Below are 26728 nucleotides of genomic sequence, written 5' to 3' on the forward strand. Positions count from 1 at the left end.
TCAACCATCCCGGTTCGGGATATGATGAGCTTTCGTTCGAATCGCCTCCAGCCGGAGGCGATTGTTTTCATTCTTCTATTTCTGCGTGGCTTCTCTGATGGCCGCTCCTTGGAGCGGTCACGGGCAGAGAGCGCTAAAGGTTGGTGGTGTGAGCGTATTTCTACGATTGAGCTGGTTTTTCAAGGAGCAGTGGCCCCGTTATCTGGCCGCCATCTCCCTGCTGCTGATGGTGGCCCTGTTGACCGTGATTCCGCCCAAAGTGGTGGGCTGGGTGGTGGATGGCATCACCAAGGGCGGTCTCGACAATGGTACCCTGATGCGCTATCTGGCGGGGCTGTTTGGTCTGGGTGTGCTGATTTATCTGCTGCGCTACGTTTGGCGGGTGATGCTATTTGGTGCCTCTTACCGTCTGGCCTATGTGTTGCGCAATCGCCTTTTCAGCCATTTCACCCGGATGAGCCCCGATTTTTATCAGCGCCACCGTACTGGCGATTTGATGGCCCATGCCACCAATGACATTCAGGCTGTAGAGATGACCGCTGGCGAAGGGGTGCTGACTCTGGTGGACTCCATCATGGTCGGGGTATTGGTGCTCTCCATCATGTGCAGCCAGTACTCCTGGCAGTTGACGCTGGTCTCCTTGCTGCCGCTGCCGGTGATGGCCTATTTCATGAACCGCTTCGGCACCCAGATCTACACCCAGTTCAAGGCGGCGCAAGGGGCCTTCTCCAGGCTCAACAACAAGACCCAGGAGGCCCTTTCCGGTGTGCGGGTGTTGAAATCCTATGCGGTTGAATCGCTGGAAGATGAAGGCTTTGCCGAGCTGACCAAACAGGCGGGGGAGCGCAATATGGCGGTGGCCCGCATCGATGCCAAATTCGATCCGGTCATCTACCTCTGTATCGGTTGCTCCTACTTCCTCGCGGTGGCGGGGGGCAGTGTGCTGGTGCTGCAGGGTGAGCTGACTCTGGGTGAGCTCACCAGCTTCACCATGTACCTCGGCCAGCTGATCTGGCCGATGTTTGCCATCGCCTGGCTGTTCAACATCATCGAGCGGGGTAGCGCCGCCTACTCCCGTATCGAAAGCCTGCTGGGGGAGCGCAGCGATATCGAAGAGCCCGCCCAGCCGGCGGTGTTTACCTCTGCCTTTCCTTTGCAGATCAAAGGGGTGAGCTATCAACTTGAGCAGCGCATCCTGCTTGCGGATATCGACGTTACCCTCAAGCAAGGGGGGATGCTCGGGGTGGTGGGGCGCACCGGGGCAGGCAAGAGCTCCCTGCTCAAGCTGTTGATGCGCCTTGCCAATCCGACTCACGGTTCGATTGTCATGGGGGGCGTACCGATTGACCAGTTGCCGCTCGCCACACTGCGCAGCCAGTTTGCCTATGTGCCGCAGGAGCCATTCCTGTTTTCCACCACTATCGCCGCCAATATCGCCCTCGGCAAACCCGATGCGAGCCGCGAGGAGGTCGAACGGGTGGCGCGCATTGCCTGTGTCCACGATGATATTGTGCGTTTCCCCAAAGGCTATGAGACCGAGGTGGGGGAGAAAGGGGTGACCCTCTCCGGCGGTCAGAAACAGCGGCTGGCCATTGCCCGCGCCCTGCTGCTGGATGCGCCCATTCTGGTGCTCGATGATGCGCTCTCGGCGGTGGATGCCCACACCGAGCAGCAAATTCTGCACGCTCTCAAAGCCCATCGTCGCACCCTGATCTTGGTCAGCCATCGCATGACGGCGGTGGAGCAGGCCGACGAGATCCTGGTGCTGGAGCAGGGGGCCGTTAGCGAACGGGGTCATCACGGTGCCCTGATGGCACACAATGGCTGGTATGCAGATATGGTGCGTTATCAGCGTCTCGAAGAAGCGGTGGAGGAGAGCCTGTGAATCCGACCATTAAACGACTGCTCGCTTACTGCGCCCAGTATCCTCGCTGGCTTATTCAGGCGGGGATCTGTTTGCTGCTTGCCACCGGCGCCGAAGTGGCCGGGCCGCTGCTGATCAAGCTCTTTATCGATGACTATCTGGCGCCTCGCAATATCGTGCTGCCCACCATAGCCCTGATTGCTGCGGGCTATCTGGGCTTGCAGGTGCTGTCGGCGGCGGGTTTCTATTTGCAATCCCTGCGCTTCAATCGCATTGCTCAGGCGGTGGTGCAAACCCTGCGCGAGCAGGTATTTGCTACCGCCATCCGTTTGCCGGCCCGCTACTTTGACAAGCATCGCTCCGGCTCGCTGATTTCCCGCATCACCAACGACACCGAGGCGATCATGAACCTCTATGTGCAGGTGATCGGCTTGCTGGTGCAAAAGGTGGTGCTGTTGTGCGGCATCCTCATCTCCATGGCGCTGCTGGATCTGCGGCTGATGCTGGTCTGCTCCCTGCTGCTGCCCGCCGTGGGCGGGGTGATGTGGCTCTACCAGAAACTGAGTGTGCCGGTGGTGCGAGCGACTCGCAGCCTGCTCTCCGACATCAACAGCCGCCTCAACGAGTCGCTGCAGGGGATGCCGGTGATCCAGGCGATGGTGCAGGAGCGCCACTTTGCCAACGCCTTTGCCGAGGTGAACCAGCAACACTGGTCGGCACGGATCAAGAGCCTCAAGATCAACGGCATTTTGCTGCGTCCGCTCATCGATCTCTTCTACATGATGGTGCTGATCGGCCTGTTGGCGCTGTTTGCCCATGAGGGGGGGAGCCACGCGGGTGCTATTCAGGTAGGGGTGCTCTACGCCTTTATCAGCTATCTGGGGCGGATGATCGAGCCGCTCATCGAGATGACCAACCAGCTCAACCAGCTGCAGCAGGCGATGGTGGCGGGGGAGCGGGTCTTTGCCCTGCTCGATGAAACCCGCGAGAGCACCGAGGGCGAGCTGCGCCCGCTGGAAGGGCGGGTCAGTTTCGAGCGGGTGAGCTTCTCCTACGATGGTGAGCAGCAGGTGCTGCGGGAGGTCAGTTTTGCCGCAAAACCGGGCCAGATGCTGGCGCTGGTGGGCCATACCGGCAGCGGCAAGTCCACCATTATCAGCCTGCTGATGGGCTTCTATCCGCTGGATCAGGGGCAGATCCGCTTCGATGATCACGCACTGGATACCCTGTCGCTGGCGGCGGTGCGCCGCAGCATCGGGCTGGTGCAGCAGGATCCTTTTATCTTCGTCGGCACCCTGGCGGAGAACCTGCGTCTCGGCCGCGCCGGCATAGATGACGCGCGGCTCTGGCAGGCGCTGAGCGAGGTGCAGCTGGCCGACTTTGTGCGCAGCTTGCCACAGGGGATCAACACCCTGATGGAGGAGGGTGGCAAGAACCTCTCCGCCGGTCAGCGGCAACTGCTCTCCTTTGCCCGTGCACTGGTGGAGATCCGCGTATCCTCATTCTGGATGAAGCGACGGCCAGCGTGGACTCCCAGACCGAGTTGGCGCTGTCGCAGGCGATCTCTGCTGCCCGTCGTGGCCGCACCACCATCGCCATCGCCCACCGCCTCTCGACCATCGTCGATGCGGACGAGATCCTGCTGCTCTCCCGCGGTCAGGTGAGCGAGCGGGGTACCCATGGTGAGTTGATGGCCCTCGGCGGTCACTATGCCCAGCTGTTCGAGATGCAGAGTCAGGGGGCCTGGCTCGAAGAGAAGCGCGCCTGATCGGCACATTTGCTGTAACAGCGACATGAGCGAAAAGAGGGAACCGGTGCGGTTCCCTCTGTTTTTTTGGGTTGGGCAAAAGGTCGTAACCGTGATCCCTGTGCTTGTCGAATGGCGCAGATGCAGGCAACATGTTGTTTACATTAACTCATCGGATCAGTTCGCATATGGATTTGCAACGCTTCAAAGCCAATCTGGCACTTCGGCTGTTTGCCTGGCGCTATATTCCCGTCATCGGGTTTTGTGCCCCGATCATCGAAGAGATGAACGCCAAGGCGCTGCGCATTCGCATTCCCCTTGGCTGGCGTACCCGCAACCACCTGGGCAGCATGTATTTTGGCGCGCTGGCGACCGGCGCCGATCTGGTGGGTGGTCTACTGGTGATGGAGAAGGGGCGGCAGCGGCGCAAGAAGGTGCACTTCGCCTTCAAGGATGTGCAGGGGGAGTTTTTGAAACGACCGGAGGGGGATGTGCAGTTCGACTGCGCAGCGGGGGAGGAGATTGACGCCATGATCAACGAATCGCTGGCAAGCGGTCAGCGCATCAATCGCCCCATCCAAGTGGTGGCAACCTGTCCGTCATTGAACGGGGATGAGGCGATGGCGCGTTTTGTGCTGACCCTGTCGATCAAGGCCAGCTAGCGGGTTGCCGGAGAGTGGCTCCCCGAAACGGGTTTAGCCAATCTCCGGGCTGACGCCCTCTTTCACCACGACCTTCATGCCGTTGAAGTTGACCACCTGTTCGGCCACGATCTTGCAGCGCTTGCGGGTCTCCACCTGACCGTCCACCTCGACCAGCCCTTCGGCAACGAGGGCTTTGGCGGCGCCGCCACAATCGGCCCACCCCTGATGTTTGATAAGGTCACACAAGGCAACGAAGGGGTGACCTTCGAGCAGAAACGTCTCCATGGGAAATCCTCTAGATGGATGAATGCCGGATACAGCAGGGCGACTATTTTAGGCAGTTCGCTCAGGCAAAGAAAGGAAGAGGGGCCACTCGCTGCGAAAAAGTGGCCGATTGTCCTTGAGGTGGCGCTTTCGCAAGACCTGATGGAGAGGTGAGAGGGCCACCCGTGACGTATCGTGACGCACCTCGTCCCTGCTGGTGTGCCCACACTCGCCCCTGACTGTTAGGATCGGGCCACTCTCAATGGCCCAAGGAACTTTCCATGACACTCTCCCGCCTGCTGCTGGCATGCAGCGCCCTTACTCTGTGCGGTGTTGCGCAGGCCAGTACTCCGGTGCAGGTCTCGCTGCCCGGGGTCAATTTGCCCGCGTCCCATCAGGTGGAAGGGGCGCGCGCCTCGCTGCTCTACGGTCGGACCGGTCAGGTGAAGGGCATTGATCTGCCGATCTTCGCCCTCTCCGATGTGGATCAGTTCAGCGGTCTGCAGCTCGGGATTTTCCTCGGTGCTGGTCGGGTGCGTCACCAGTTTGGCGGGGTCGCTATCAACGCCATCAACTGGCACGAAGGGCAGGATACCGGCGTCAATCTGGGGCTGGTCAACCTGACCAACAATGTACAGGGGCTTAACTGGGGGGCGGTCAATATCGCCAAGGGCAATGCGCTGGCCAACGTCGGCTTCGTCAACTATGCCGAGCGTACCACCTTCCAGATTGGCTTTATCAATGCGACCAAGCACCTCGACGGCTTGCAGATCGGGCTGGCCAACTATGCCGCCAACGGCGTGTTCCCCATTCTGCCGCTGGTGAACTTCCAGAAATCGTTCTGACCAAGGCAGTTCGCTTTGCGTTAAGGGCCTCTGCTGATTACCCTGTGCCTCTTGCAACTTGTGATAGGCGAACAGAGGTAATTGATGACGGCAGGGCAAATGAGTGCAATCGGGATCGGCTGGGATGTGCGTGGCTGGCAGGGCAGTGCCCAGGCGGTGGCTGTGGTGGGCTGGCAGGCCGAATCCAACCGCCTGCACTGGCTCGGGGTGTCGCCGCTGTTTCGCCTGAGCTCGCGGGTGGCGCCGGATCTGGCCGCCCTGTTGCGTCCCGCCTTGCAAAATGAGCTGACCCAGGTGCAGGTAGAAGCCTGCCCGCAACTGGCGCTCGGTATCGATGCGCCGCTCGCCTTTCCCCGCGCCTTGCGGGATCTGCTCAACGGCCAGCCACATAGCTGCGCCGCTCCCGAGCGGGAGATAGACAACCCCTACGCCTATCGTGACTGCGAGCGCTGGTTGTATCAGCAGTACGGCAAGAAGCCGCTCTCGGCCACCTTCGACCGGCTCGGTAACAATGCGACCCTGGCGCTCTCCATGCTGCCGCGACTCTCGGATCTGCAACTGGTGCCGACCGTTGCCCCGAAGGCCAGTCGCGCCGTGCTGGAGGTCTATCCGGCATTGGCCAAAGTGGGCGGCAAGGCCTCCCCGGCACGGCCCGAGCTGGCGGCCTTGCTGCCTGCGGACGTGCTGGTCGGCACCGATCGCTATGATGCGGCGCTCTGTGCCCTGATGGCGCTGCAATATGCCGCTGGTGGCAAGGTGACTGTGTTGCCTGAGCTGATTTCGCCACCCAGTGACATGCCGTGTGATGAGGGATGGGTCTATCACTTTGCCCGTCATGCTGTTGAACGCAACGGGATGTGACGGACGGACGCGGCGCATCATGGCGCCGCTCATCCTGTCGATGCGGGGCAAATGGCGTAAAAAACCTGTCTTTAGTCAGGAAATTGCCTGTTCATCCCGCGCCAAGGTGGCGCATCGTTATCTTCATCCGATATATTGCCCACCTTGCTGATCCTTTGCTGTGGTATTCCCGATGAAATCCGTTCTCTCTATTCAGTCCCACGTGGTCTTTGGTTGTGCCGGCAACAGCGCGGCTGTCTTCCCCATGCGTCGCCTCGGCATGGATGTATGGCCCATCAACACGGTGCAGTTTTCCAACCACACCCAATATGCCCAGGGGTGGCAGGGAATGGCGATGCCGGCGGGCCATATCAGTGCACTGGTGAACGGATTGGGCAATATCGAGGTGTTGAGCCAGTGTGATGCCGTGCTGAGCGGTTACCTTGGCTCCGCCGAACAGGGAGACGAGATCCTGACTGTGGTCAACGCCGTCAAGGCGGCCAACCCCGATGCCATCTACTTCTGCGACCCTGTGATGGGTCATCCGGAGAAGGGGTGTATCGTCGCTCCCGGCGTTACCCGTTTCCTGACCGAGCAGGCGTTGCCGGTGGCCGACATGATGGCCCCCAACCTGCTGGAGCTGGAGACCCTCTGTGATACCCATCTGGCGGATCTGGATCAGACCCGCGCGGCTGCCCATCAGCTGCTGGCCCGCGGCGTCAAGCTGGTGCTGGTCAAGCATCTCGGTCGTGCGGCGCAGGACTCCAGCCGCTTCGAGATGCTGCTGGCCACCCCGCAAGGGGATTACCTGATTGCCCGTCCGCTTTATGACTTTGCCCGCCAGCCGGTGGGGGTTGGCGATCTTATCAGCGCCCTGATGCTGGCGAATTTGCTGGCCGGTCACGATGCGGTCAGCGCGTTCGAGCGCACCAACGCCTCGGTGGATGCGGTACTGCAGGAGACCTGGCGCCAGCAGGCTTACGAGCTGCAACTCATCGCCGCGCAAGATGCCTTCGCCCTGCCAGAGGTTGCAGTGCGAGCGGTGAAACTGCCCTGAGTCAACGCGGACTTTCGTCTATCCCGACAAGGGGGTGGGATGCAGATGAAAAAGGCTTGCCAATGGGCAAGCCTTTTTACTGTTTGCCTATTTAGTGCGGCAAGCAATCAGATGCGGGGATGGCGGAGGCGATAACGCTCAGCCATGGCATTGGCCGCTACCATGGCGGCGTAGACATCCTGTTCACTCACTGTCATCGGCATGTTGCCCATGGTATCTAGGGGATCGCAGGCCAGCTGCGCCACCTTGCGCCACTCGCTTTCATCAAAGTGGGTGAGCCCCAGCTCTTGCAGCGTCATGGGCAGACCTGCACAGTCGATGATGCGAAACACCTCATCAAGTTCATGTTGCGGGGCGCGCTCAAGCACAAGTTGGGTCAGCAGGCCGAAGACCACCTTCTCGCCATGCTGGGCACGATGGAGCTCCGAGATCAGTGACATGCCATTGTTGATTGCATGAGCGGCGGCCAGTCCACCGGCTTCGGCGCCGACCCCGCTGAGGTAGATGGTGGCCTCGATAACCTGCTCCAGCGCCGGAGTCGAGACATGGTGGCGTATCGCATCCATGGCCAGCTCGATGTTCTCACCAAGCAGCTCGTAACAGAGCTGTGCCAGGCCAAGGCCAGTGCGTGAAGGACGCTTGCCGACCAGATTGAGCCCGTCCGCCCGATAGCAGGCGCGCGCCTCGAAATAGGTGGCCAGGGCATCGCCGACGCCTGCGGAAAAGAAGCGGGGAGGGGCGGCGGCAATGATGGCAGTGTCAGCCAGCACCACGTCCGGATTTTGCGGCAGGAACAGATAGCGTTCAAATTCACCCGCCTGGTTGTAGATCACCGCCAGCGCCGTACAGGGGGCATCCGTGGAGGCAATCGTCGGGAACAGTACAACCGGACGGCGCAGATAGAAGGCCACGGCCTTGGCGACATCAAGCGTCTTGCCGCCGCCGATCCCGACAATCACATTCGCACCATATTGCTCTGCAAGGTGGGTCAGGCGGTGGATCTCCTGTTCGGTGCATTCGTAGCGAAACTTGTCGACCACTCCCCTGAGGCCTGCCTGCAAGAGCCCCGCCAAAGCTTCTTCCCGTACCCGCTCCAGAATGAACTCATCGCTGATGAGCAACGCATAGTCACCAAAATCTTTAACGTGCTCATGGAGTTGCGGGAGAAGGTGCTGACCGATGATGAACTTTTTGGGGGAGGTAACTGTACGGGGCAAAGTGGGCATCCATTATTCCTCAAGGCAGTGAACAACATAGATTTGATTATCAAATGGGTCTCTCACGATACGCCTGATGAGGCAATAGATGAAGAAGAAAAGGGGGGCGTTTTAATCATTAATTAATCTTTCTGTTTGTTTGGTTGTATTTTGGGGCGAGCAATTGGCGGTGTTGAGGCATACAGGCGCAATGGCCGTATTGTGGCAATCCGTCGCAAGCCATACTGCTGCAACAAACAGTCACGCTGGCAACAAGCAGGGCCGCTTGGTGCGGCCCTGCTGTATTTGGATAAGGCATAGGAGATAGTCAGAGCAGTTTGTAGAAGATGACGGTCGCAGCAAGAGTGCCATCTGAGTTGCGTGCACTTTGGTAGTTTGCTGCGCTATTAACTTCCACAATGTCCATCTGACATCCTTGTCGTTGCGCTGTTATGTGGCTGATTGCCACCGTTGGTTCATATGAGGGAGGTACTTATGCTCGCCGCGAGTACGGCTTGTCAGCGGATCAGCCCCTGCTCAACGAGCCAGGTAAACAGCAGGCGGGAGACGGGGGAGAGCTCATCGAGGTGAGAGCTGTCGAGCCAGCGCAGCTCGGCAATTTCTGCCGAGGCGATCGGGGTGCCGCTCGCTTCGCCGGTGTAGCAGCGCAGTCGAACCTCGACTCCTGCCGGCTTGCCATCGGCCTGAGCGCTGAACTCGCAGACAAAGCGCAGGGTATCGGGCTGCAGGGTGACAGCCAGCTCCTCCTCAATCTCGCGGATCAGCGCCGCCTCGTCGCTCTCTCCCGGTTCCCGCTTGCCGCCTGGGATGTAATAGATGTCCTTGCCGTGGGAGCGGGCGCAGAGCAGCTGCTGATCTTTAAAGGTGAGCCAGGCGAGTTTGTCGATCATTGAGTTGCATCCTCTGGTTGTGTGGTGTGTATTGCCTGCATGTGCAGGGTGCGGTAGGAGCGAGGCTCCTGCGCATCGGGAGAAAGTCCCAACTGATCTGCCAGCGCGAGCAGTTGCTGGCGAAACGCAGGGAGGCGTTCCTCGTCATCGGTCATGATGGCGAGCTCGGCGAAGTCGCCAATCCCGGCCAGATGATCCAGGGTGACGTGAAACGGGCCAATGAAGTAGATGCTGCGCCTTTTGGTGATCACGAGAATCTGCCGGTAGTTCATGGTCAAGAGCATGCTGACGGCCTTGTCCGCATCATTGATAGCGACCGCCTCGCAGCGATCCGTCTCGGGCCCCTTGACGATCCAGAGCTGGATGCCGGAGGGCTGCATGGTGCGGATAGCCAGACTTTTGCCAGCTTGGGCAAGGGCATCGTCCGGGGTGTCGAAGTAGCGATCCTGCTCCAGATTATCCTCCAGCATGATCTCCGGATTGAGGGCGAGCAGTGCCTTGAGGAAGGCGGGGCGATCCGTCAGCTGATATTTGAACTCGACTTCGAAGCGGCCCTGAAAGTGCGCCTGTGACATCAAGAAGATCCCTCTGTGAGCCTGTGTGGCAGGCAGCCTAACAAAGATGAAGTTGAGTCCCAAGGAGAAAGAGGGGAGATGCCGGAAACGCACTGTTTCCAGCGCGGTGACCGCGTAGCTGAATGAGTGCGCAATGGCTGGTTCGCCACAGCCTTCTCGTCCCTAAAAAAGCGGACTGGCGCACATCACGACAGGGCCGGACTGGGCGAAGGCGGGGTCCTTGTGGTTTAATCTTGCCACTTTAGCGGTAGTGGGCGACGAGCCTGCTACCTTGAGTGGGCAAGATGCAGGTGAGCAAGATGCAAGTGACAGCAGAGAGCAAGTTTATCGGACTCGGGGTAGCGGGCAATTTCGCCGGTCATCTGGAGCAGGCGGGTGAAGCATCGGACTTCGTAGCCGTAGTCGTGCGCGACACCACAGCGCCCAAGGCGCTGTTCCCCTTCTTCGTGCCGGGTCATCCGGGTCAGCTCGGGGTCTTTCCGCTGAGCAATAACGCCATCTTCCTGCCGGAAGCGGCGGTCAGCGGTGATGAGAAGGTGCAGATCGAGCCGGAAGTAGCCCTCTGGTGCGAGCTGGAGTATGCCGACAAGCAGGTGGTGGCGATCCATCCCCGCGCCTTTGGTGCCTATAACGACTGCTCCATCCGCCGTCCCAACGCCAAGAAGATCAGCGAGAAGAAGAACTGGGGCGAAGAGAGCAAGGGGTTGGCGGCCAAGCTGCTGCCGCTTTCCGGTTTTGTCGCCGGTTGCGAGCTCGATGACTATCGCATCGCTTGCTATCTGGAGCGCGATGGCGAGCTGCACGCCTACGGGGTAGACAGCGCCGCCATCGACTACAGCTACTTCCACGGCAAGCTGCTCGACTGGGCCATCGACAAGTTCAATCATCAGCAGGATGAAGGGCCGGCGGAGCACATTCAGGGACTGCTGGCGCAGGCGGGACATCCTCCCCATGCGCTCATCAGTATCGGTGCCACTCGCTATACCCCGTTTGGCGAGACCCACTTCCTCAAGCCCGGCGACACCTCCTGTGTGGTGGTCTATCCGGGCAGCCGCTACAGCGAAGCGGATATCCGCGAAGCGATCCGTACCCGCAGTTTTGGTGCCGATGTGTCGGTGCTGCTGCAAGCGGTGCAGGCACGCTAATCAGATGGGCCCGCAGGGAGGCCACAGCCATCCTGCGGGCTGCAACAAAGAGTCATTGATGAAGATTGATACTGCAACGCGGGCCGATTATCCGGCCCTGATCGCGCTGTGGGAGGCTTCGGTGCGGGCGACCCACCACTTCCTGCCGGAGGCCGAGATCCTCGCGCTCAAACCGCTTATTCTGGAGCACTACTTCGATGCGGTGACACTGCACTGTGCCCGTACAGAAGAGGGGAATATTGCGGGTTTTAGCGGAGTGCACGAGGGCAAGCTGGAGATGCTGTTTGTGGCTCCCGAGGCGCGCGGCAGTGGCGTGGGGCGTTTGCTGGTGGCACATGCCATCACGCAGGGCGGCGCGACGCAAGTTGACGTCAACGAGCAGAACGAACAGGCGGTGGGCTTCTATCTGAAGATGGGATTCACCGTGACGGGTCGTTCGCCGCTGGATGGTCAGGGCAAGCCCTATCCGCTGCTGCATATGGCGCTGGCGCCGACCTGATCGTGCCTGATGAGGCGCAGTACCCATAAACCAACGGGGGATGGCATCAGCCATCCCCCGTTTTTTGATCGTGTTTGTTACTTGCTGGCGACCTTGTTCACCACCTTGATCAGCTGATAGCGCACGGAGGGGGCATCGGCCGGCACATCGGTGAGCTGTTCCTTGCTGACTGTGAGCTGGTAGCGATAGCCAGGCTCGAACTGGAAACCTTCAATATTTTGGTAGAACAGCGTCCAGGGCTGCTGCTCATCGCTGCGAACCTGCATGCACTGCATCGGGCCAACTCCGACGCAATCGACCAGCTGGCTGTTGATATAGAGGGTCTCCCCCTGTGACGGGGCGGGGGCGCTCTGGCAGGCGGTCAGCAGCAAGGCTGCGCTGATAAACAGTGGTTTCATAATGGACTCCTTAACGCGAAAGGGGGCATTAGAGCGGCAAACAAAAAGGCGGTCAATGACCGCCTTTGTAACAAACCATATCAGCGCAGTGGTTAGCGTTGCTCGAGCGGAGTGAACTCGCGCAGCGGGTGGCCCACGTAGAGCTGGCGTGGACGACCAATCTTGCTGTCCGGGTCTGAGTGGAACTCGTTCCAGTGGGCAATCCAGCCAATGGTGCGGGAGATGGCGAAGATCACGGTGAACATGCTCATCGGGATGCCGATCGCCTTCATGATGATGCCGGAGTAGAAGTCCACGTTCGGGTAGAGTTTCTTCTCGACGAAGTAGGGGTCGGAGAGCGCAATACGCTCCAGCTCCATGGCCACGTCCAGCAGCGGATCCTTGATCTGCAGCTCGGTTAGTACTTCGTGGCAGGTTTCGCGCATCACGGTGGCACGGGGGTCGTGGTTCTTGTAGACGCGGTGACCGAAGCCCATCAGGCGGAACGGATCATTCTTGTCCTTGGCCTTGGCGATGTACTCGGGGATGCGATCCACCGAGCCGATCTCTTCCAGCATGCGCAGGCAGGCTTCGTTGGCGCCACCGTGGGCCGGTCCCCACAGGGAGGCGATCCCCGCGGCGATACAGGCGAACGGGTTGGCACCGGAGGACCCAGCCAGACGAACGGTGGAGGTGGAGGCGTTCTGCTCGTGATCCGCATGGAGGGTAAAGATACGATCCATGGCACGTTCAACGATGGGATTGACCTTGTACTCTTCGGTCGGCACGCCAAACATCATGTGCAGGAAGTTACCGGCATAGGAGAGGGCGTTACGCGGCTGCATGAACGGCTGGCCGATGGAGTACTTGTAACACATGGCTGCCAGAGTCGGCATCTTGGAGAGCAGACGGAAGGCACAGATCTCGCGATGCTGCTCGTTGTTGATGTCGAGGGCATCGTGATAGAAGGCGGAGAGGGCGCTGACCACACCGCACATGATGGCCATGGGGTGGGAGTCGCGACGGAAGCCGCGGAAGAAGAAGGCGATCTGCTCGTGCACCATGGTGTGGCGGGTGACCAGGCGTTCGAATTCGGCATATTGGGCCTTGGTCGGCGCTTCGCCGTACAGCAGGATATAGCAGACTTCCAGATAGGTGGCCTGGGTGGCCAACTGGGCGATGGGGTAACCACGGTGCAGCAAGACACCCTGATCCCCGTCAATGTAGGTAATGGCAGATTTGCAAGAACCGGTGGCCATAAAACCGGGGTCAAAGGTGAAATACCCCTGTGATCCCAATTTTCTGACATCGATGACATCCGGGCCGATGGTGCCGGAGAGGATCGGCAGTTCGACCGGATCTTTTCCGGGCAGGTGTAGGGTGGCTATCTTATCAGCCATAGCACGTCTCCTTTGCTCTTTATAATTTGGTTCCAGTCCTACTCTATTACGACTTTTATGACGCTGGCAAAGGTTGTTACCCATACCGAAGTGGCTGGAGCGCCTTATTTGAAACAGAGTTCCTTATCAATGTCAATTTTGCTGGAACCCCATTAATGGCATTAATGAAATGTTAAATTAAATATGCGATCGAGTTTGCGGTTTTGTGTTTTCTTTGTAGCTAATTGATTGTCTTCGGTTAAGGCCGCCGATATACTGCGCCACGTGGGTCATGGCTGCGGGTGTTTGAAACGCTTTGGCAAAGCCTGATGTGAAACCGAAAACTCGCGTTTTGGCTTTTTCAGAGTGTTTTGGTAACAAAAAACCAACAATCACCATTCCGTGCCCTCAAGTGTGAGTTAAAACAATAACTAACGTGCTCAATGGAGCTGAGTGGGCAAGCGTGAAAAACAAACAGAGACCGGTCAACCTCGACCTACAGACGATCAGCTTTCCTGTCACTGCCATTGCATCCATCCTGCACCGTGTTTCAGGGGTCATTACCTTTGTTGCACTGGGCATCTTGCTGTGGATGCTTGGTACTTCACTCGCCTCTCCCGAAGGGTTTGCAACCGTGGTTGCCATCATGGACAACTTCCTGGTCAAACTCGTGCTGTGGGGGATCCTGACTGCGCTGGCATACCACATTGTGGGCGGCTTGCGTCATCTGGTCATGGATATGGGCTATTGGGAAGAGCTGGAATCCGGCAATCAGAGCGCCCGCGTGGCCTTCGTGATCACCGCGATCCTGGCTGTATTGGCGGGAGTGCTTGTATGGTAACCAATTCTGCAACCTTCGGGCGCAGCGGCGTTCACGATTACATCCTGATCCGCGCCACCGCCCTCATCATGACCTGTTATGTCCTCTATCTGGTGGGCTTTGTCGCGTTCAACGACATCACCTACGAGGTGTGGGCAGGCTTCTTCGCCAAAACATTCACCAAGGTATTCACCCTGTTGACCCTGCTCTGCGTACTGATCCATGCCTGGATTGGTCTGTGGCAGGTGCTGACTGACTATATCAAGCCGGTAGGGCTGCGCGGGGCGCTGCAATTTGCCCTGGTCGTGGTGCTGTTTGTCTATCTGATGACGGGTTTCGTCGTGCTGTGGGGTGTGTAAGGTGACTATTCCAACTCGTGAATTTGATGCGGTGGTGATTGGTGCCGGTGGTGCCGGTATGCGCGCCGCGCTGCAGATTGCCCAGTCCGGCAAGAGCTGCGCTCTGTTGTCCAAGGTTTTTCCAACCCGTTCTCACACTGTCTCCGCCCAGGGCGGGATCACGGTTGCGCTGGGCAATGCCCACGACGACAACTGGCAGTGGCATATGTATGACACGGTAAAAGGTTCCGATTACATCGGTGATCAGGAAGCCATCGAGTACATGTGCAAAACCGGTCCCGAGGCTATCTATGAGCTGGAGAACATGGGGCTGCCCTTCTCCCGTTTCGACAACGGGTCTGTCTACCAGCGTCCGTTTGGTGGTCAGTCCAAGAATTTCGGTGGCGAGCAGGCTGCTCGTACCGCAGCGGCCGCCGACCGTACCGGTCACGCCCTGCTGCACACCCTTTACCAACAAAACGTCAAGAACAAGACCACCGTCTTCTCCGAGTGGTATGCGCTGGATCTGGTGAAAAACCAGGATGGCCATGTGGTGGGTTGTACCGCCATCGATATGGAGAGCGGTGAAGTGGTCTACTTCAAGGCCAAGGCCACCGTGCTGGCGACTGGCGGTGCCGGTCGTATCTACCAGTCCACCACCAACGCCCACATCAATACAGGTGACGGTGTCGGCATGGCGCTGCGTGCCGGCGTCGGCGTGCAGGATATGGAGATGTGGCAGTTCCACCCGACCGGCATCGCCGGGGCAGGGGTGCTGGTAACCGAAGGCTGCCGTGGTGAAGGCGGCTATCTGCTCAATAAAGATGGCGAGCGCTTCATGGAGCGTTACGCGCCAAACGCCAAGGACTTGGCCGGTCGCGACGTGGTGGCCCGCTCCATCATGATCGAGATCCGTGAAGGCCGTGGCTGCGATGGTCCCTGGGGACCGCACATCAAGCTCAAGCTGGATCACCTCGGCAAAGAGGTGCTGGAATCCCGTCTGCCGGGGATCTGCGAGCTCTCTCGCACCTTCGCCCACGTGGATCCGGTCAAAGAGCCGATCCCGATCATCCCGACCTGCCACTACATGATGGGCGGCGTGCCGACCAACGTGAATGGCCAGTGCCTGACCCAGGACAAGAACGGCAACGATGTACCGGTGGTCGGTCTGTTTGCGGTGGGCGAGATTGCCTGCGTCTCCGTGCACGGCGCCAACCGTCTGGGTGGCAACTCCCTGCTTGACCTGGTGGTGTTCGGCCGCGCTGCCGGCATGCATCTGGTCAACACCCTGGGCGAGATGGAGCACGGTCGTGATGCTTCCGAGTCGGATCTGGATGCCGCACTGGCCCGCTTCAACCGCTGGGAAAATTGCCGTGACGGTGAAGACCCGGTGCAGATCCGCAAAGACCTGCAGCGCTGCATGCAGAACAACTTCTCCGTATTCCGCGAAGGTGCGGCGATGGCAGAAGGGTTGGCCGAGCTCAAGGTTATCCGCGAACGCCTCAAGTCAGCCCGTCTGGATGACACCTCCAAAGAGTTCAACACCCAGCGCATCGAGTGCCTGGAGCTGGACAACCTGATGGAGACGGCGTTTGCCACGGCGGTTGCCGCCAACTTCCGTACCGAGAGTCGCGGTGCTCACTGCCGCTTCGACTTCCCGGATCGCGACGATGAGAACTGGCTGTGCCACAGCCTCTATCATCCGGACACCGAGTCCATGACCCGTCGCGCTGTCAACATGTCACCCAAGACCCGTGAGGCGTTCCCGCCCAAGGTCCGGACTTACTGATTGCGGAGCCAGCCCTATGAACGTCACATTCTCTGTCTACAGATACAATCCGGATGTTGATAACGTCCCCCATATGAAGGAATATCGTCTTGATATTCCTGAAGGTTCCGACATGATGGTGCTCGACGCACTGATCCAGTTGAAAGAGCTGGATCCCACGCTCGCCTTCCGCCGCTCTTGCCGCGAAGGGGTCTGTGGATCAGATGGTCTCAACATGAATGGCAAGAACGGTCTTGCCTGTATCACCCCGCTCTCCGACCTGCTGAAGAAGGGCAATAACGTCGTTATCCGCCCCTTGCCCGGCCTGCCGGTGATCCGTGATCTGGTGATCGACATGACCCAGTTCTACACCCAGTGGGAGAAGGTCAAACCCTTCCTCATCAATGATGACAAGTTGCCGCCGGTGCGTGAGCACCTGCAATCCCCCGAAGAGCGCGCCAAGCTTGACGGCCTGTACGAGTGCATTCTCTGTGCCTGCTGCTCCACTTCGTGCCCCTCCTTCTGGTGGAATCCCGACAAGTTCATCGGTCCGGCCGGGCTGCTCGCCGCCTACCGCTGGCTGGCTGACAGCCGCGACACCGCGACCACCGAACGACTGGGGAATCTGGACGACGCATTCAGCGTGTTCCGCTGCCATGGCATCATGAACTGCGTGAACGTCTGTCCGAAAGGCTTGAACCCGACCAAGGCGATTGGCCAGATCAAGTCGATGTTGCTCAATCGGGCTGTTTAGTATCAGGGCCGGCCAGGTGCTGGCCCGACCTCTGGATAGCCATCCCACCCGTGGCAGGATGGCTATTTGACCCCTACAAGCTGCGCAGCAGTAACAAGAAGTACAAGGGATAGAAATGCATAACGGCGTGATGAAGGCCTGGTTGGAGTCATCTCACCTGGCTGGTGCGAATGCAAGCTATATCGAGGATTTGTACGAATCCTTCCTGGAAAATCCTGACTCCGTGTCCGATGAGTGGCGCAGCCTGTTTAGCGAGCTGCCCCAGGTCAATGGCCATGCGGTTGAACAACCCCACTCCCAGGTCCGCGATTATTTCCGTCGTCTGGCCAAGGATCCCTCTCGCTACAGTGCCCCCGTATCCGATCCGCAAGTGGATGCCAAGCAGGTGCGGGTATTGCAGCTGATCAACGCCTTCCGTTTCCGTGGTCACCAGAATGCCAATCTGGACCCGCTGGGCCTGTGGCAGCGTGAAACCGTTGCCGAACTGGATCCTGCATTCCACAACCTGCAGGGCGCAGATATGGAGGCCACCTTCAATGTGGGCTCCTACGCCATCGGTCGCGAGACCATGGTGCTCTCCGACCTCTACGCCTCGCTGAAGAAGACCTATTGCGGCTCCATCGGCGCCGACTACATGCACCTCACCTCCACGGAAGAGAAGCGCTGGCTGCAACAGCGTCTCGAATCCATTGAAGGGAAGGGGAGTTACACCCTCGAAGAGAAGACCCGTTTCCTCGAGAGCCTGACCGCCGCCGAAGGGCTGGAGAAATATCTGGGTGCCAAGTTCCCGGGAGCCAAGCGCTTCTCGCTGGAAGGTGGCGACGCCATGATCCCCATGCTCAAGGAGCTGATCCGTCGCGCCGGTGAGCAGGGCTGCAAAGAGGCCGTTATCGGTATGGCCCACCGCGGTCGCCTCAACGTGCTGATCAACGTGCTGGGCAAGCGCGCTCAGGATCTGTTCGACGAGTTTGCCGGCAAGCATGGTGAATCCTGGGGGACCGGTGATGTGAAGTACCATATGGGCTTCTCCTCCGACTTCGCCACCCCGGGTGGCAACGTCCACCTTGCGCTGGCGTTCAACCCCTCTCACCTCGAAATCGTCAACCCTGTGGTCATCGGCTCGGTCCGTGCCCGTATGGATCGTCGCGGTGACAAAGATGGCTCCAGCGTGTTGCCCATCACCATTCACGGTGACTCGGCCATGGCCGGTCAGGGCGTGGTGGCCGAGACCTTCAACATGTCCCAGACCCGTGCCTATGGCGTCGGCGGGACGGTGCGCATCGTCATCAACAACCAGGTTGGTTTCACCACCTCCTATATCCGTGACCTGCGTTCCACCGAATATTGCACCGACATCGCCAAGGCGGTGCAGGCGCCGGTGCTGCACGTCAACGGGGATGATCCGGAGGCTGTGGTGCTGGTGACCCAGATTGCACTGGATTACCGCAATACCTTCAAACGCGACGTGGTGATCGAGCTAGTCTGCTACCGTCGTCACGGTCACAACGAAGCGGATGAGCCGAGCGCCACCCAGCCTTTGATGTACCAGAAGATCAAGCAGCACCCGACCCCGCGCAAGATCTACGCCGATCAGCTGGTGGCCGAGGGGAGCCTCGCCCAGGAGCGGGCGACCGAACTGGTCAACGAGTATCGCGAAGCGCTGGATCGCGGCGAGCGGGTGAGCAAGGAGTGGCGGCCGATGGAGCTGCACTCTGTAGACTGGACCCCTTATCTGGGCCACGACTGGAACATGGCCTATGAGAGTGCCGTGCCGATGGATCTCCTCAAGAGCCTCGGCGAGCGGGTGAGCCAGTATCCGGCGACCCACGTGCTGCAGCGTCAGGTCGAGAAGATTTACGAAGACCGCCGTCTGATGGCCGCTGGCGAGAAGTTGGTGGATTGGGGCTTTGCCGAGACTCTGGCCTACGCCACTCTGGTGGACAAGGGGTCCCGTATCCGCTTTACCGGTGAAGACTCCGGCCGTGGCACCTTCTTCCACCGCCACGCCGTACTCCACAGCCAGACCGATGCCAGCACCTATACCCCGCTGTGCAACCTGCACGACGAGCAAGGCCCGTTCGAGGTGTATGACTCTGTGCTGACCGAGAACGCGGTTCTGGCCTTTGAATATGGCTACGCCAGCGCCGAGCCGGCTGGCCTCACCATCTGGGAAGCCCAGTTCGGCGATTTCGCCAACTGTGCCCAGGTAGTGGTGGATCAGTTCCTCTCCTCCGGTGAGCAGAAGTGGGGCCGGATGTGCGGCCTGACCATGTTGCTGCCGCACGGTTACGAGGGGCAGGGGCCGGAGCACTCCTCCGCCCGTCTGGAGCGTTATCTGCAGATGTGCGCCCAGCACAACATGCAGGTGTGCGTGCCCTCTACCCCGGCGCAGGTGTTCCATATGCTGCGTCGTCAGGTGGTACGTCCGATGCGCCGTCCGCTCATCGTGATGACCCCCAAATCCCTGCTGCGCCACCCGTTGGCGGTGAGCAAGCTTGAAGAGCTGGCGGAAGGTACCTTCCAGAACGCCATCGGCGAGATCGATGCGCTGGATCCGAAAGCGGTCAAGCGGGTGGTCTTCTGCTCCGGCAAGGTCTACTACGACCTGCTCGATGCCCGTCGCAAGGCCGAGCAGCAAGATGTGGCTCTGGTGCGAATTGAGCAGCTCTACCCCTTCCCGGAAGAGGAAGTGCGCGCCATTCTGGCCGATTACAGCCATGTCACCGACTTTGTCTGGTGTCAGGAAGAGCCGCAGAACCAGGGCGCCTGGTACTGCACCCGTCACCACTACGATGGCGTGCTGCCAGCCGGAGCCACCCTGCGTTATGCCGGTCGCCCCGCGTCAGCCTCACCGGCCGTCGGTTACATGTCTGTCCACGCCAAGCAGCAAAAAGCCTTGGTGGAAGATGCCCTTACCCTGTAAAGCCTCTGGCATAGAAGTAAAAAGGAACTGATTGGATGACTATCGAAATCAAGGTACCGGATCTGCCGGAATCAGTGGCCGATGCCACTATCGCCACCTGGCACAAAAAACCTGGCGATCTGGTCGCCCGTGACGAAGTGCTGGTCGACATCGAGACCGACAAGGTGGTGCTGGAAGTGCCGGCACCGCAAGCCGGTGTGCTGGGGGATATTCTGCAAGGGGAAGGGGCGACTGTGTTGTCCCGTCAACTGATTGCCATCCTCACCGCCGCCCCGGTGGCCGGTGAAGAGACCAAAGAGAAACCCGCTGAAGCGGTGGCCGATGATGGCGCCGATGGCTTGAGCCCCTCGGTGCGCCGCCTGATTGGCGAGCACGACATCGACGTGACCAAGTTGACCGGTACCGGCAAGGGCGGTCGTATCACCAAGGATGATGTGGAAGCCTTCATCAAGGCCAAGAGCCAGCCTGCGGCAGCCGCACCGGTCGCAACTGCAGCCCTGGCAGCCAAGGTTGCCCCGCTGGGTGGTCGCACCGACAAGCGGGTACCGATGACCCGTCTGCGCAAGCGCATTGCCGAGCGTCTGCTGGAAGCGAAAAACACCACCGCCATGCTGACCACCTTCAACGAGGTCAACATGAAGCCCATCATGGATCTGCGCAAGCAGTACGGCGAGATCTTCGAGAAGAAGCACGGCATCAAGCTCGGCTTCATGTCCTTCTACGTGAAGGCGGTAGTGGAGTCCCTCAAGCGCTATCCGGAAGTGAACGCGGCGCTCGATGGCGATGACGTGGTTTACCACAACTACTTCGACGTCAGCATCGCCGTCTCTACCCCCCGTGGTCTGGTGACGCCGGTGCTGCGCGACTGCGACAACATGAGCCTGGCGGACATCGAGAAGGCCATCAAGGATCTGGCGGGCAAGGGCCGTGACGGCAAGCTGACCGTGGATGAACTGACTGGCGGCAACTTCACCATCACCAACGGTGGCGTGTTCGGCTCCCTGATGTCCACCCCGATCATCAACCCGCCCCAGAGCGCTATTCTGGGTATGCACAAGATCCAGGATCGCCCGATGGCCGTTGACGGCAAGGTCGAGATCCTGCCGATGATGTATCTGGCGCTCTCCTACGATCACCGTCTCATCGACGGACGCGAATCGGTAGGCTTCCTGGTCTCCGTCAAGGAACTGCTGGAAGACCCGACCCGTCTGTTGCTGGACGTCTAAGCCCGTGGCACCCGGGCAAGGGGTTTGCGCCCCGAGCCGAACGTGCTGCTGGACGTTTGAGTAATACCCGAGCGATTGAAAGATAACGAGGGGCCGCCCAGGCCCCCATTCACAGGGGATTGAGAAACACCAGCCCCGGACGGAAATACCTACAACACGGATAGAGCATCTATGAATCTGCATGAATATCAGGCAAAACAGCTGTTTGCCGAGTATGGCCTGCCGGTCTCCGAAGGTTATGCCTGTGCTACCCCACAAGAAGCGGCCGAAGCGGCCGACAAGATTGGCGGCAATACCTGGGTCGTCAAATGCCAGGTACACGCCGGTGGCCGCGGTAAAGCGGGCGGCGTGAAAGTGGCCAAGAGCAAGGATGAGATCCGTGCTTTTGCCCAGAACTGGCTTGGCAAAAATCTGGTGACCTACCAGACCGATGCCAACGGCCAGCCGGTCACCAAGATCCTGGTGGAATCTTGCACCGACATCGCCAAAGAGCTCTACCTGGGCGCCGTGGTTGACCGTGGTTCGCGCCGCGTGGTCTTCATGGCCTCGACCGAAGGTGGCGTGGATATCGAGAAGATCGCCCACGAAACCCCTCATCTGATCCACAAGGCGGCCATCGATCCGCTGGTGGGTCCGCAGGCTTATCAGGCCCGCGAACTGGCCTTCAAACTGGGTCTGGTCGGCGATCAGATCAAACAGTTCACCAAGATCTTCATGGGTCTGGGCCAGATGTTCCTGGATTGTGATTTCGCGCTGCTGGAGATCAACCCGCTGGTGATCACCGCGCAGGGCAACCTGCACTGCCTGGATGGCAAGATCAACATCGACGCCAACGCCCTGTACCGTCAGCCCAAGCTGCGCGAAATGCACGACCCGTCACAGGATGACCCCCGCGAAGCGCACGCTGCCCAGTGGGAGCTGAACTATGTGGCCCTCGATGGCAACATCGGCTGCATGGTCAACGGCGCAGGTTTGGCCATGGGTACCATGGACATCGTCAACCTGCACGGCGGCAAGCCAGCCAACTTCCTTGACGTTGGCGGCGGTGCCACCAAGGAGCGCGTAACCGAGGCGTTCAAGATCATCCTCTCCGACAGCAACGTCAAAGCGGTGCTGGTCAACATCTTCGGCGGCATCGTGCGCTGCGACATGATCGCGGAAGGCATTATCGGTGCGGTCAAGGAAGTGGGGGTCAAGGTGCCCGTCGTGGTCCGTCTGGAAGGCAACAACGCCGAGCTGGGTGGTATCAAGCTGGCCGAGAGCGGCCTCAACATCATTGCGGCCAAGAGTCTGACCGATGCCGCGCAGCAAGTCGTCAAAGCAGCGGAGGCCAACTGATGAGCGTACTGATCAATAAGGACACCCGAGTCATCTGCCAGGGCTTTACCGGCGGTCAGGGTACTTTCCACTCCGAGCAGGCGCTCTCCTACGGCACCCAGCTGGTGGGCGGCGTCTCCCCGGGCAAGGGCGGCACCACCCATCTGGGCCTGCCGGTGTTCAACACTGTCCGTGACGCGGTCGAAGCGACCGGCGCCACCGCCACCGTCATCTATGTTCCGGCACCGTTCTGCAAGGACGCGATCCTGGAAGCGATCGACGCGGGCATCAAGCTCATCGTCACCATCACCGAAGGTATCCCGACGCTGGATATGCTGGATGTGAAAGTGAAGCTGCAAGAGACCGGCGTGCGGATGATCGGTCCCAACTGCCCGGGCGTGATCACTCCGGGTGAGTGCAAGATCGGCATCATGCCGGGCCACATTCACAAGCCGGGCAAGGTGGGCATCGTCTCCCGCTCCGGCACCCTGACCTACGAAGCGGTCAAGCAGACCACTGACGAAGGCTTTGGCCAGTCCACCTGCGTCGGTATTGGTGGTGACCCCATCCCGGGCTCCAACTTTATCGACATTCTGGAGATGTTCCAGAACGACCCGCAGACCGAAGCGATCGTGATGATCGGCGAGATCGGCGGCAACGCCGAGGAAGACGCTGCCGCCTATATCAAGGCCCACGTCACCAAGCCGGTGGTCTCCTATATCGCCGGTGTTACCGCGCCTCCCGGCAAGCGGATGGGCCATGCTGGCGCCATCATCTCCGGTGGCAAGGGTACCGCCGCCGAGAAGTTTGCCGCGCTGGAAGATGCTGGCGTGAAAACCGTCCGCTCCCTGGCCGATATCGGCAAGGCCCTGCGCGAAGTGACCGGCTGGTAATTCCTTTAGCCCGTTATCTCTAATAAAAGTGCCGCCCGATGGGCGGCTTTTTAATGGATTCTAAGTGTTTTGTTTCACAAAAATAGAACTGTGAGTTGTATAGCTTCGAGTTTTAGTCTATTCATCGTTAAAGACATATGGCATATTGGAGTGAGATTCAGATCTATATTTACTATTTTTTTGTGGTATGCCTTGAATCAATAGTGGGGAATGAAACTCAGAGGTAAGCTACCGAATTAATGTTAAGGCATTTATATGCGAAAAAATTACGTTCTAGTCGACTTTGAAAGTGTTCAGCCGGAAAAATTAATTGTTCTAAATAAAGAGTGCTTTAAATTATTTGTCTTTGTAGGTGCAAACCAGTCAAGGCTTTCTTTCGAAACGGTATCAGTAATTCAACAACTGGGTGACAGAGCTCAGTACATCAAGATAGCAGGCACAGGTCCTAATGCATTGGATTTTCATATTGCATACTATATTGGGCAGCTTGCATCATCTGATCCTGAAGGCTTCTTTCATATAATATCTAAAGACAAGGGATTTGATCCTTTAATTCAGCACCTCAAGGATAAGAAGATTTTTGCTGCGAGAGTGAGTAACGTACTGGATATTCCAATTATAAAAAACCAAAATTCAATAACGCCAATGGAACGTATGTCGGTTGTCATTAATAAACTTCGACAACTAAAAACATCAAGGCCAAGCACTCTTGCTACTTTAAATAGTACAATCTCATCACTTTTTCAGAAAAAGCTAACTGACCAAGACATCGGACATATAGTTGACAGTTTGGTATCAGAGGGATTTATTGTAGTTAATGGGGTCAAGATTTCATACTTAAAGTAATTGATTATTTAATATTTTATAAGGAGTGGTCTAAGGTTTGCGCAAATACCAAATTGTTGATTAGTCGGTTTTTTGCATGATTAACCTGTTGCTTTTTCACATTCTATTTACCAAGGCAGTTTTCCTGTCTCCAAACAGACAAAATCCCGTGTATTAAAATTATTGCCTTCTATCATTTCAACCAACTTATTTGCTGACTGCTCTGGTGTCAGTGTCGCATCAGCAGGTGCCATTTTGGTAAGTAATGCTCCGGGGTGAACGGAGATAACTTTTATGCCCATGCTCTCAAGATCATCGGCCATACACAGCGACAGCATGTTTTGAGCAGCCTTTGCTATACGATAGGAGAAAGAACATTTGACTCCTTTGGCTGCGCCTGCCGCTTGCATATTTAATGAACCTCTCCTTGAACTGATATTTACGATTAAGGATGGGGGTAATGAATTTTCATTGCGCAATACGGCATTAACGGTTGATAGCGCACCGACACAGTGGGTCTTAAATTCATAAACCAGCTGGTCGCCGGTGCTATGCCTTGTGTCGATCCCCGGAGTGCCAGCAGAGCCTGCATTATTTATGACGATATCTACTGCTCTGTCTTGGATAAAACCAATTAGCTGTTTTTCATAATTTTCATGGCTGACATCGGCTATCAGCACAGAGACGGCAGGGTAGATAGTAGTGAGCATGTCACAAGCGCTAGTGGTTCTGACCACGGCATAAACCTGATATCCGCGCTCGTAAAAAGTCTGAACCAGCGCTAACCCCAATCCTCTGCTGGCACCTGTTATCAACACAGTTTTCATCACTCGTCCCATTTTGCACATTGTCATTTATCACTATCCTCAGTTTCGAGTAGCGATGCGTATTCGAGCGTTTGGTGGCGAGTATGCCACATGGGTTGCCTGCTATCAGCTATTGGTGGTGTCAAGATTCTTATGCCGTAGCAACCAATTTAGATGATGCGGTATCACTGTATATCGCGAGTAAGCCTCGTAATTCAAAAGCCGACCCTCTGGTCGGCTTTTGAATAAGTGGGATCAGGTGTGAGCAATATGGGTAATGTTTGTCCGTTATCGCCGAACTATTTATCCGCCTTGCCCGCCGCATCGGCAAGTTTGGCCAGCTGTTTGTCATACCAGGCCACCGGGCGGTTCTCATCTTCCGCCCGCTCCTTGCGCCGGATGGCGTTGCGCACCGCCATGGCCCCCAGCCAGCGAAACGGCTCGGGCGGAAAATAGCCACGCGGGCCGCTGACCAGCGCGCAGTCACGCCACGGCTTGTCCTCCTCCCGCACTTCATCGCGCACCAAAGTTGCCAGGATCTGGCCGCCGATCCAGCTTTGCGCCACCCCGTTGCCGGAGTAGCCGAGGCCATAGACGATATTGGGCTGCCCTCGCCAGTGGCCGAAGAAGGGGAGGCCATCTACCGAGCGGTCGGAGGCGCCGCACCAGCTGGCAGCGATGGGCACCTCTTTGAGCGCCGGAAAGAAGCGGCGCAGGGTGCGGGTGAGGGGGGCAAGATAACGGCTCGGCGCATCGAACTCGGCCAGATGGCGGTTGGCAAAGGCGAAGGTGTTGCCCCCCTTGCCCAGCATCAGCCGCCCTTGCGGGGTGGAGCGGTAGTAGTGGACGAAGGTGCGGCCATCCACCACGGAGCGGCCGTGCTCAAGCTGCTGGGCGGCAAGGGCATCCGGCGCGGGGTCGGTGATCACCATATCGGAGGAGACCAGCACGATACTGCGGCGAAACTCGCGAAAGTGCTGCACCATGGCGCTGTTGAGGGCCAGCACCACCTTGCGGGCACGCACCTCACCTTGCGGTGTCAGCACCCGTGCCGGCTGACCCGCCTCAAGGCGCTGCATGGGAGAGTGCTCATAGACCTCGACCCCCAGCTCCCGCGCCACTCGCAGCAGGCCACGCACCAGCAGTGCCGGTTGCACCGAACCGGCGTGGGGGCTGTAGAGCCCCTCCAGATGAACGTGGGAGCCGCTCTGGCTCGCCAGTTCACCCTCTGCAATCGCCTGCCACTGGTTAAGGTCGGCGCGCTGTAGCTCCTGCAATACCGGCTCCATCAGGCCGCGCTGGGCCTCGCTGGTGGCTGTGTAGCAGGTGCCCTCGACCCTCAGCTGCGCCTCTATGTTGTGCTGTTCGCAGAAGTGGGCGATCTCGTGTACCGCCTGCTCGGATCTTTGTACCAGCCAGGCGGCCTGCTGCTCGCCAAAGAGGCGCCTTAACGTCAAATACTTCGCCGACCAGGTGAGCAGGCAGCCGCCGTTGCGCCCCGAGGCGCCGCTGCCGCAGCGATCTTTTTCCAGCACTATGACGTGCAGGTGGGGCTCGACCTGTTTAAGGGCGATGGCGCTCCACAGCCCGGTAAAGCCGCCACCGACGATGCAGACATCGACCTCGTGGTGGCCGACCAGGGGGATGGGGGGCGCGGGCTGTTCGGCGGCGAGGGCTTCGGCCAGCCAGAAGGGGAGAGTGGACATGATGACTCC

Annotated in this window: 24 protein-coding genes and 1 pseudogene; 17 read left to right on the plus strand and 8 right to left on the minus strand. The window is 58.7% G+C overall.

Annotated features, from left to right (window positions below):
* Nucleotides 1–148: 148 nt before the first annotated feature.
* The 3 genes and pseudogenes from ACTG1K_RS12045 to ACTG1K_RS12055 all read left to right on the plus strand — a co-directional run bounded on the left by ACTG1K_RS12045 (nucleotide 149) and on the right by ACTG1K_RS12055 (nucleotide 4273).
* The gene (locus ACTG1K_RS12045) at nucleotides 149–1885 is read left to right on the plus strand and encodes an ABC transporter transmembrane domain-containing protein (protein ID WP_157160663.1); all 1737 of its coding nucleotides are present in this window, start codon (nucleotides 149–151) and stop codon (nucleotides 1883–1885) included.
* Nucleotides 1882–3632, plus strand: a pseudogene (locus ACTG1K_RS12050) (ABC transporter transmembrane domain-containing protein). Before ACTG1K_RS12045 ends, ACTG1K_RS12050 begins: the two are co-directional and overlap by 4 nt.
* 167 nt (nucleotides 3633–3799) lie before the next feature.
* Nucleotides 3800–4273 (plus strand): DUF4442 domain-containing protein, encoded by a 474-nt coding sequence (locus tag ACTG1K_RS12055; protein ID WP_429187893.1) that lies wholly within the window; start codon nucleotides 3800–3802, stop codon nucleotides 4271–4273.
* Between the two features lie 33 nt (nucleotides 4274–4306).
* Here ACTG1K_RS12055 and ybcJ read toward each other — a convergent pair whose 3' ends face one another.
* A complete protein-coding gene (ybcJ, locus tag ACTG1K_RS12060) occupies nucleotides 4307–4540 on the minus strand; it encodes a ribosome-associated protein YbcJ (protein WP_005361116.1) in 234 nt (77 codons plus the stop codon).
* A 260-nt stretch (nucleotides 4541–4800) separates the two neighbouring features.
* Here ybcJ and ACTG1K_RS12065 point away from each other — a divergent pair, with 260 nt between their 5' ends.
* The 3 genes from ACTG1K_RS12065 to pdxY all read left to right on the plus strand — a co-directional run bounded on the left by ACTG1K_RS12065 (nucleotide 4801) and on the right by pdxY (nucleotide 7261).
* Entirely contained in the window at nucleotides 4801–5364 is a 564-nt protein-coding gene (locus tag ACTG1K_RS12065; protein ID WP_005333596.1) for a VC2662 family protein, read from the plus strand.
* Nucleotides 5365–5448: 84 nt separating this feature from the next.
* A complete protein-coding gene (locus ACTG1K_RS12070; protein ID WP_440005492.1) occupies nucleotides 5449–6225 on the plus strand; it encodes a DUF429 domain-containing protein in 777 nt (258 codons plus the stop codon).
* A 172-nt stretch (nucleotides 6226–6397) separates the two neighbouring features.
* Entirely contained in the window at nucleotides 6398–7261 is an 864-nt protein-coding gene (pdxY, locus tag ACTG1K_RS12075; protein WP_076491907.1) for a pyridoxal kinase PdxY, read from the plus strand.
* Nucleotides 7262–7368: 107 nt separating this feature from the next.
* Here the strand turns inward: pdxY and ACTG1K_RS12080 are convergent, their stop codons facing one another.
* From ACTG1K_RS12080 to ACTG1K_RS12090, 3 genes are all read right to left on the minus strand, one after another.
* Entirely contained in the window at nucleotides 7369–8487 is a 1119-nt protein-coding gene (locus ACTG1K_RS12080) for a glycerol dehydrogenase (protein ID WP_421349623.1), read from the minus strand.
* A 488-nt stretch (nucleotides 8488–8975) separates the two neighbouring features.
* Nucleotides 8976–9368 (minus strand): NUDIX hydrolase, encoded by a 393-nt coding sequence (locus ACTG1K_RS12085; protein WP_019446107.1) that lies wholly within the window; start codon nucleotides 9366–9368, stop codon nucleotides 8976–8978.
* On the minus strand, nucleotides 9365–9943 hold the full coding sequence (locus ACTG1K_RS12090) for a class IV adenylate cyclase (protein WP_019446106.1): 579 nt from the start codon (nucleotides 9941–9943) through the stop codon (nucleotides 9365–9367). The genes ACTG1K_RS12085 and ACTG1K_RS12090 overlap by 4 nt, the downstream gene beginning before the upstream one ends.
* A 299-nt stretch (nucleotides 9944–10242) precedes the next feature.
* Here ACTG1K_RS12090 and ACTG1K_RS12095 point away from each other — a divergent pair, with 299 nt between their 5' ends.
* The gene (locus ACTG1K_RS12095; RefSeq protein ID WP_425855287.1) at nucleotides 10243–11088 is read left to right on the plus strand and encodes a DUF5718 family protein; all 846 of its coding nucleotides are present in this window, start codon (nucleotides 10243–10245) and stop codon (nucleotides 11086–11088) included.
* 58 nt (nucleotides 11089–11146) lie between these two features.
* A complete protein-coding gene (locus ACTG1K_RS12100) occupies nucleotides 11147–11587 on the plus strand; it encodes an acetyltransferase (RefSeq protein ID WP_425855289.1) in 441 nt (146 codons plus the stop codon).
* A gap of 77 nt (nucleotides 11588–11664) precedes the next feature.
* Here the strand turns inward: ACTG1K_RS12100 and ACTG1K_RS12105 are convergent, their stop codons facing one another.
* Both ACTG1K_RS12105 and ACTG1K_RS12110 read right to left on the minus strand, forming a co-directional pair.
* Nucleotides 11665–11985, minus strand: a complete 321-nt coding sequence (locus ACTG1K_RS12105; protein WP_005352532.1) for a DUF4377 domain-containing protein — start codon at nucleotides 11983–11985, stop codon at nucleotides 11665–11667.
* A 92-nt stretch (nucleotides 11986–12077) separates the two neighbouring features.
* Complete coding sequence (locus ACTG1K_RS12110; protein WP_005333572.1) at nucleotides 12078–13364, minus strand: citrate synthase; 1287 nt, start codon at nucleotides 13362–13364, stop codon at nucleotides 12078–12080.
* 442 nt (nucleotides 13365–13806) lie between these two features.
* Here ACTG1K_RS12110 and sdhC point away from each other — a divergent pair, with 442 nt between their 5' ends.
* From sdhC to ACTG1K_RS12155, 9 genes are all read left to right on the plus strand, one after another.
* Entirely contained in the window at nucleotides 13807–14184 is a 378-nt protein-coding gene (sdhC, locus tag ACTG1K_RS12115; protein WP_021231296.1) for a succinate dehydrogenase cytochrome b556 subunit, read from the plus strand.
* Nucleotides 14178–14522, plus strand: a complete 345-nt coding sequence (gene sdhD / locus ACTG1K_RS12120; protein WP_005333558.1) for a succinate dehydrogenase, hydrophobic membrane anchor protein — start codon at nucleotides 14178–14180, stop codon at nucleotides 14520–14522. Before sdhC ends, sdhD begins: the two co-directional genes overlap by 7 nt.
* 1 nt (nucleotide 14523) lies before the next feature.
* Complete coding sequence (sdhA, locus tag ACTG1K_RS12125) at nucleotides 14524–16290, plus strand: succinate dehydrogenase flavoprotein subunit (RefSeq protein ID WP_013723668.1); 1767 nt, start codon at nucleotides 14524–14526, stop codon at nucleotides 16288–16290.
* Nucleotides 16291–16306: 16 nt separating this feature from the next.
* Nucleotides 16307–17023 carry a succinate dehydrogenase iron-sulfur subunit gene (locus ACTG1K_RS12130; RefSeq protein WP_005333549.1) on the plus strand — a complete coding sequence of 239 codons (717 nt, stop codon included), beginning with the start codon at nucleotides 16307–16309 and terminating at the stop codon, nucleotides 17021–17023.
* A gap of 115 nt (nucleotides 17024–17138) precedes the next feature.
* Nucleotides 17139–19946: a 2-oxoglutarate dehydrogenase E1 component gene (sucA, locus tag ACTG1K_RS12135; RefSeq protein ID WP_335854254.1), complete on the plus strand. Its 2808-nt coding sequence runs from the start codon at nucleotides 17139–17141 to the stop codon at nucleotides 19944–19946.
* A 35-nt stretch (nucleotides 19947–19981) separates the two neighbouring features.
* Complete coding sequence (gene odhB / locus ACTG1K_RS12140) at nucleotides 19982–21172, plus strand: 2-oxoglutarate dehydrogenase complex dihydrolipoyllysine-residue succinyltransferase (RefSeq protein WP_101531334.1); 1191 nt, start codon at nucleotides 19982–19984, stop codon at nucleotides 21170–21172.
* A gap of 171 nt (nucleotides 21173–21343) precedes the next feature.
* Nucleotides 21344–22510 (plus strand): ADP-forming succinate--CoA ligase subunit beta, encoded by a 1167-nt coding sequence (gene sucC / locus ACTG1K_RS12145; RefSeq protein WP_005361097.1) that lies wholly within the window; start codon nucleotides 21344–21346, stop codon nucleotides 22508–22510.
* The gene (gene sucD / locus ACTG1K_RS12150; protein WP_005346088.1) at nucleotides 22510–23382 is read left to right on the plus strand and encodes a succinate--CoA ligase subunit alpha; all 873 of its coding nucleotides are present in this window, start codon (nucleotides 22510–22512) and stop codon (nucleotides 23380–23382) included. Before sucC ends, sucD begins: the two co-directional genes overlap by 1 nt.
* A 255-nt stretch (nucleotides 23383–23637) precedes the next feature.
* Complete coding sequence (locus tag ACTG1K_RS12155) at nucleotides 23638–24228, plus strand: PIN domain-containing protein (protein ID WP_376887987.1); 591 nt, start codon at nucleotides 23638–23640, stop codon at nucleotides 24226–24228.
* 107 nt (nucleotides 24229–24335) lie between these two features.
* Here the strand turns inward: ACTG1K_RS12155 and ACTG1K_RS12160 are convergent, their stop codons facing one another.
* Both ACTG1K_RS12160 and ACTG1K_RS12165 read right to left on the minus strand, forming a co-directional pair.
* Nucleotides 24336–25034, minus strand: a complete 699-nt coding sequence (locus tag ACTG1K_RS12160; protein ID WP_440005495.1) for an SDR family NAD(P)-dependent oxidoreductase — start codon at nucleotides 25032–25034, stop codon at nucleotides 24336–24338.
* Nucleotides 25035–25312: 278 nt separating this feature from the next.
* Nucleotides 25313–26719, minus strand: a complete 1407-nt coding sequence (locus ACTG1K_RS12165; protein ID WP_440005497.1) for an FAD-dependent oxidoreductase — start codon at nucleotides 26717–26719, stop codon at nucleotides 25313–25315.
* Nucleotides 26720–26728: the final 9 nt, after the last annotated feature.

It is taken from the genome of Aeromonas sp. 102P (assembly GCF_051920345.1).
In the GTDB taxonomy this organism is placed as follows: Bacteria; Pseudomonadota; Gammaproteobacteria; order Enterobacterales; family Aeromonadaceae; genus Aeromonas; species Aeromonas veronii.

Coding starts and splice junctions, on each gene's coding strand:
- ACTG1K_RS12055 (WP_429187893.1), top strand. CDS start 3,800: ATGGATTTGCAACGCTTCAAAGCCAATCTGGCACTTCGGCTGTTTGCC.
- ybcJ (WP_005361116.1), bottom strand. CDS start 4,540: ATGGAGACGTTTCTGCTCGAAGGTCACCCCTTCGTTGCCTTGTGTGAC.
- ACTG1K_RS12065 (WP_005333596.1), top strand. CDS start 4,801: ATGACACTCTCCCGCCTGCTGCTGGCATGCAGCGCCCTTACTCTGTGC.
- ACTG1K_RS12070 (WP_440005492.1), top strand. CDS start 5,449: ATGACGGCAGGGCAAATGAGTGCAATCGGGATCGGCTGGGATGTGCGT.
- pdxY (WP_076491907.1), top strand. CDS start 6,398: ATGAAATCCGTTCTCTCTATTCAGTCCCACGTGGTCTTTGGTTGTGCC.
- ACTG1K_RS12080 (WP_421349623.1), bottom strand. CDS start 8,487: ATGCCCACTTTGCCCCGTACAGTTACCTCCCCCAAAAAGTTCATCATC.
- ACTG1K_RS12085 (WP_019446107.1), bottom strand. CDS start 9,368: ATGATCGACAAACTCGCCTGGCTCACCTTTAAAGATCAGCAGCTGCTC.
- ACTG1K_RS12090 (WP_019446106.1), bottom strand. CDS start 9,943: ATGTCACAGGCGCACTTTCAGGGCCGCTTCGAAGTCGAGTTCAAATAT.
- ACTG1K_RS12095 (WP_425855287.1), top strand. CDS start 10,243: ATGCAAGTGACAGCAGAGAGCAAGTTTATCGGACTCGGGGTAGCGGGC.
- ACTG1K_RS12100 (WP_425855289.1), top strand. CDS start 11,147: ATGAAGATTGATACTGCAACGCGGGCCGATTATCCGGCCCTGATCGCG.
- ACTG1K_RS12105 (WP_005352532.1), bottom strand. CDS start 11,985: ATGAAACCACTGTTTATCAGCGCAGCCTTGCTGCTGACCGCCTGCCAG.
- ACTG1K_RS12110 (WP_005333572.1), bottom strand. CDS start 13,364: ATGGCTGATAAGATAGCCACCCTACACCTGCCCGGAAAAGATCCGGTC.
- sdhD (WP_005333558.1), top strand. CDS start 14,178: ATGGTAACCAATTCTGCAACCTTCGGGCGCAGCGGCGTTCACGATTAC.
- ACTG1K_RS12130 (WP_005333549.1), top strand. CDS start 16,307: ATGAACGTCACATTCTCTGTCTACAGATACAATCCGGATGTTGATAAC.
- sucA (WP_335854254.1), top strand. CDS start 17,139: ATGCATAACGGCGTGATGAAGGCCTGGTTGGAGTCATCTCACCTGGCT.
- odhB (WP_101531334.1), top strand. CDS start 19,982: ATGACTATCGAAATCAAGGTACCGGATCTGCCGGAATCAGTGGCCGAT.
- sucC (WP_005361097.1), top strand. CDS start 21,344: ATGAATCTGCATGAATATCAGGCAAAACAGCTGTTTGCCGAGTATGGC.
- sucD (WP_005346088.1), top strand. CDS start 22,510: ATGAGCGTACTGATCAATAAGGACACCCGAGTCATCTGCCAGGGCTTT.
- ACTG1K_RS12155 (WP_376887987.1), top strand. CDS start 23,638: ATGCGAAAAAATTACGTTCTAGTCGACTTTGAAAGTGTTCAGCCGGAA.
- ACTG1K_RS12160 (WP_440005495.1), bottom strand. CDS start 25,034: ATGAAAACTGTGTTGATAACAGGTGCCAGCAGAGGATTGGGGTTAGCG.
- ACTG1K_RS12165 (WP_440005497.1), bottom strand. CDS start 26,719: ATGTCCACTCTCCCCTTCTGGCTGGCCGAAGCCCTCGCCGCCGAACAG.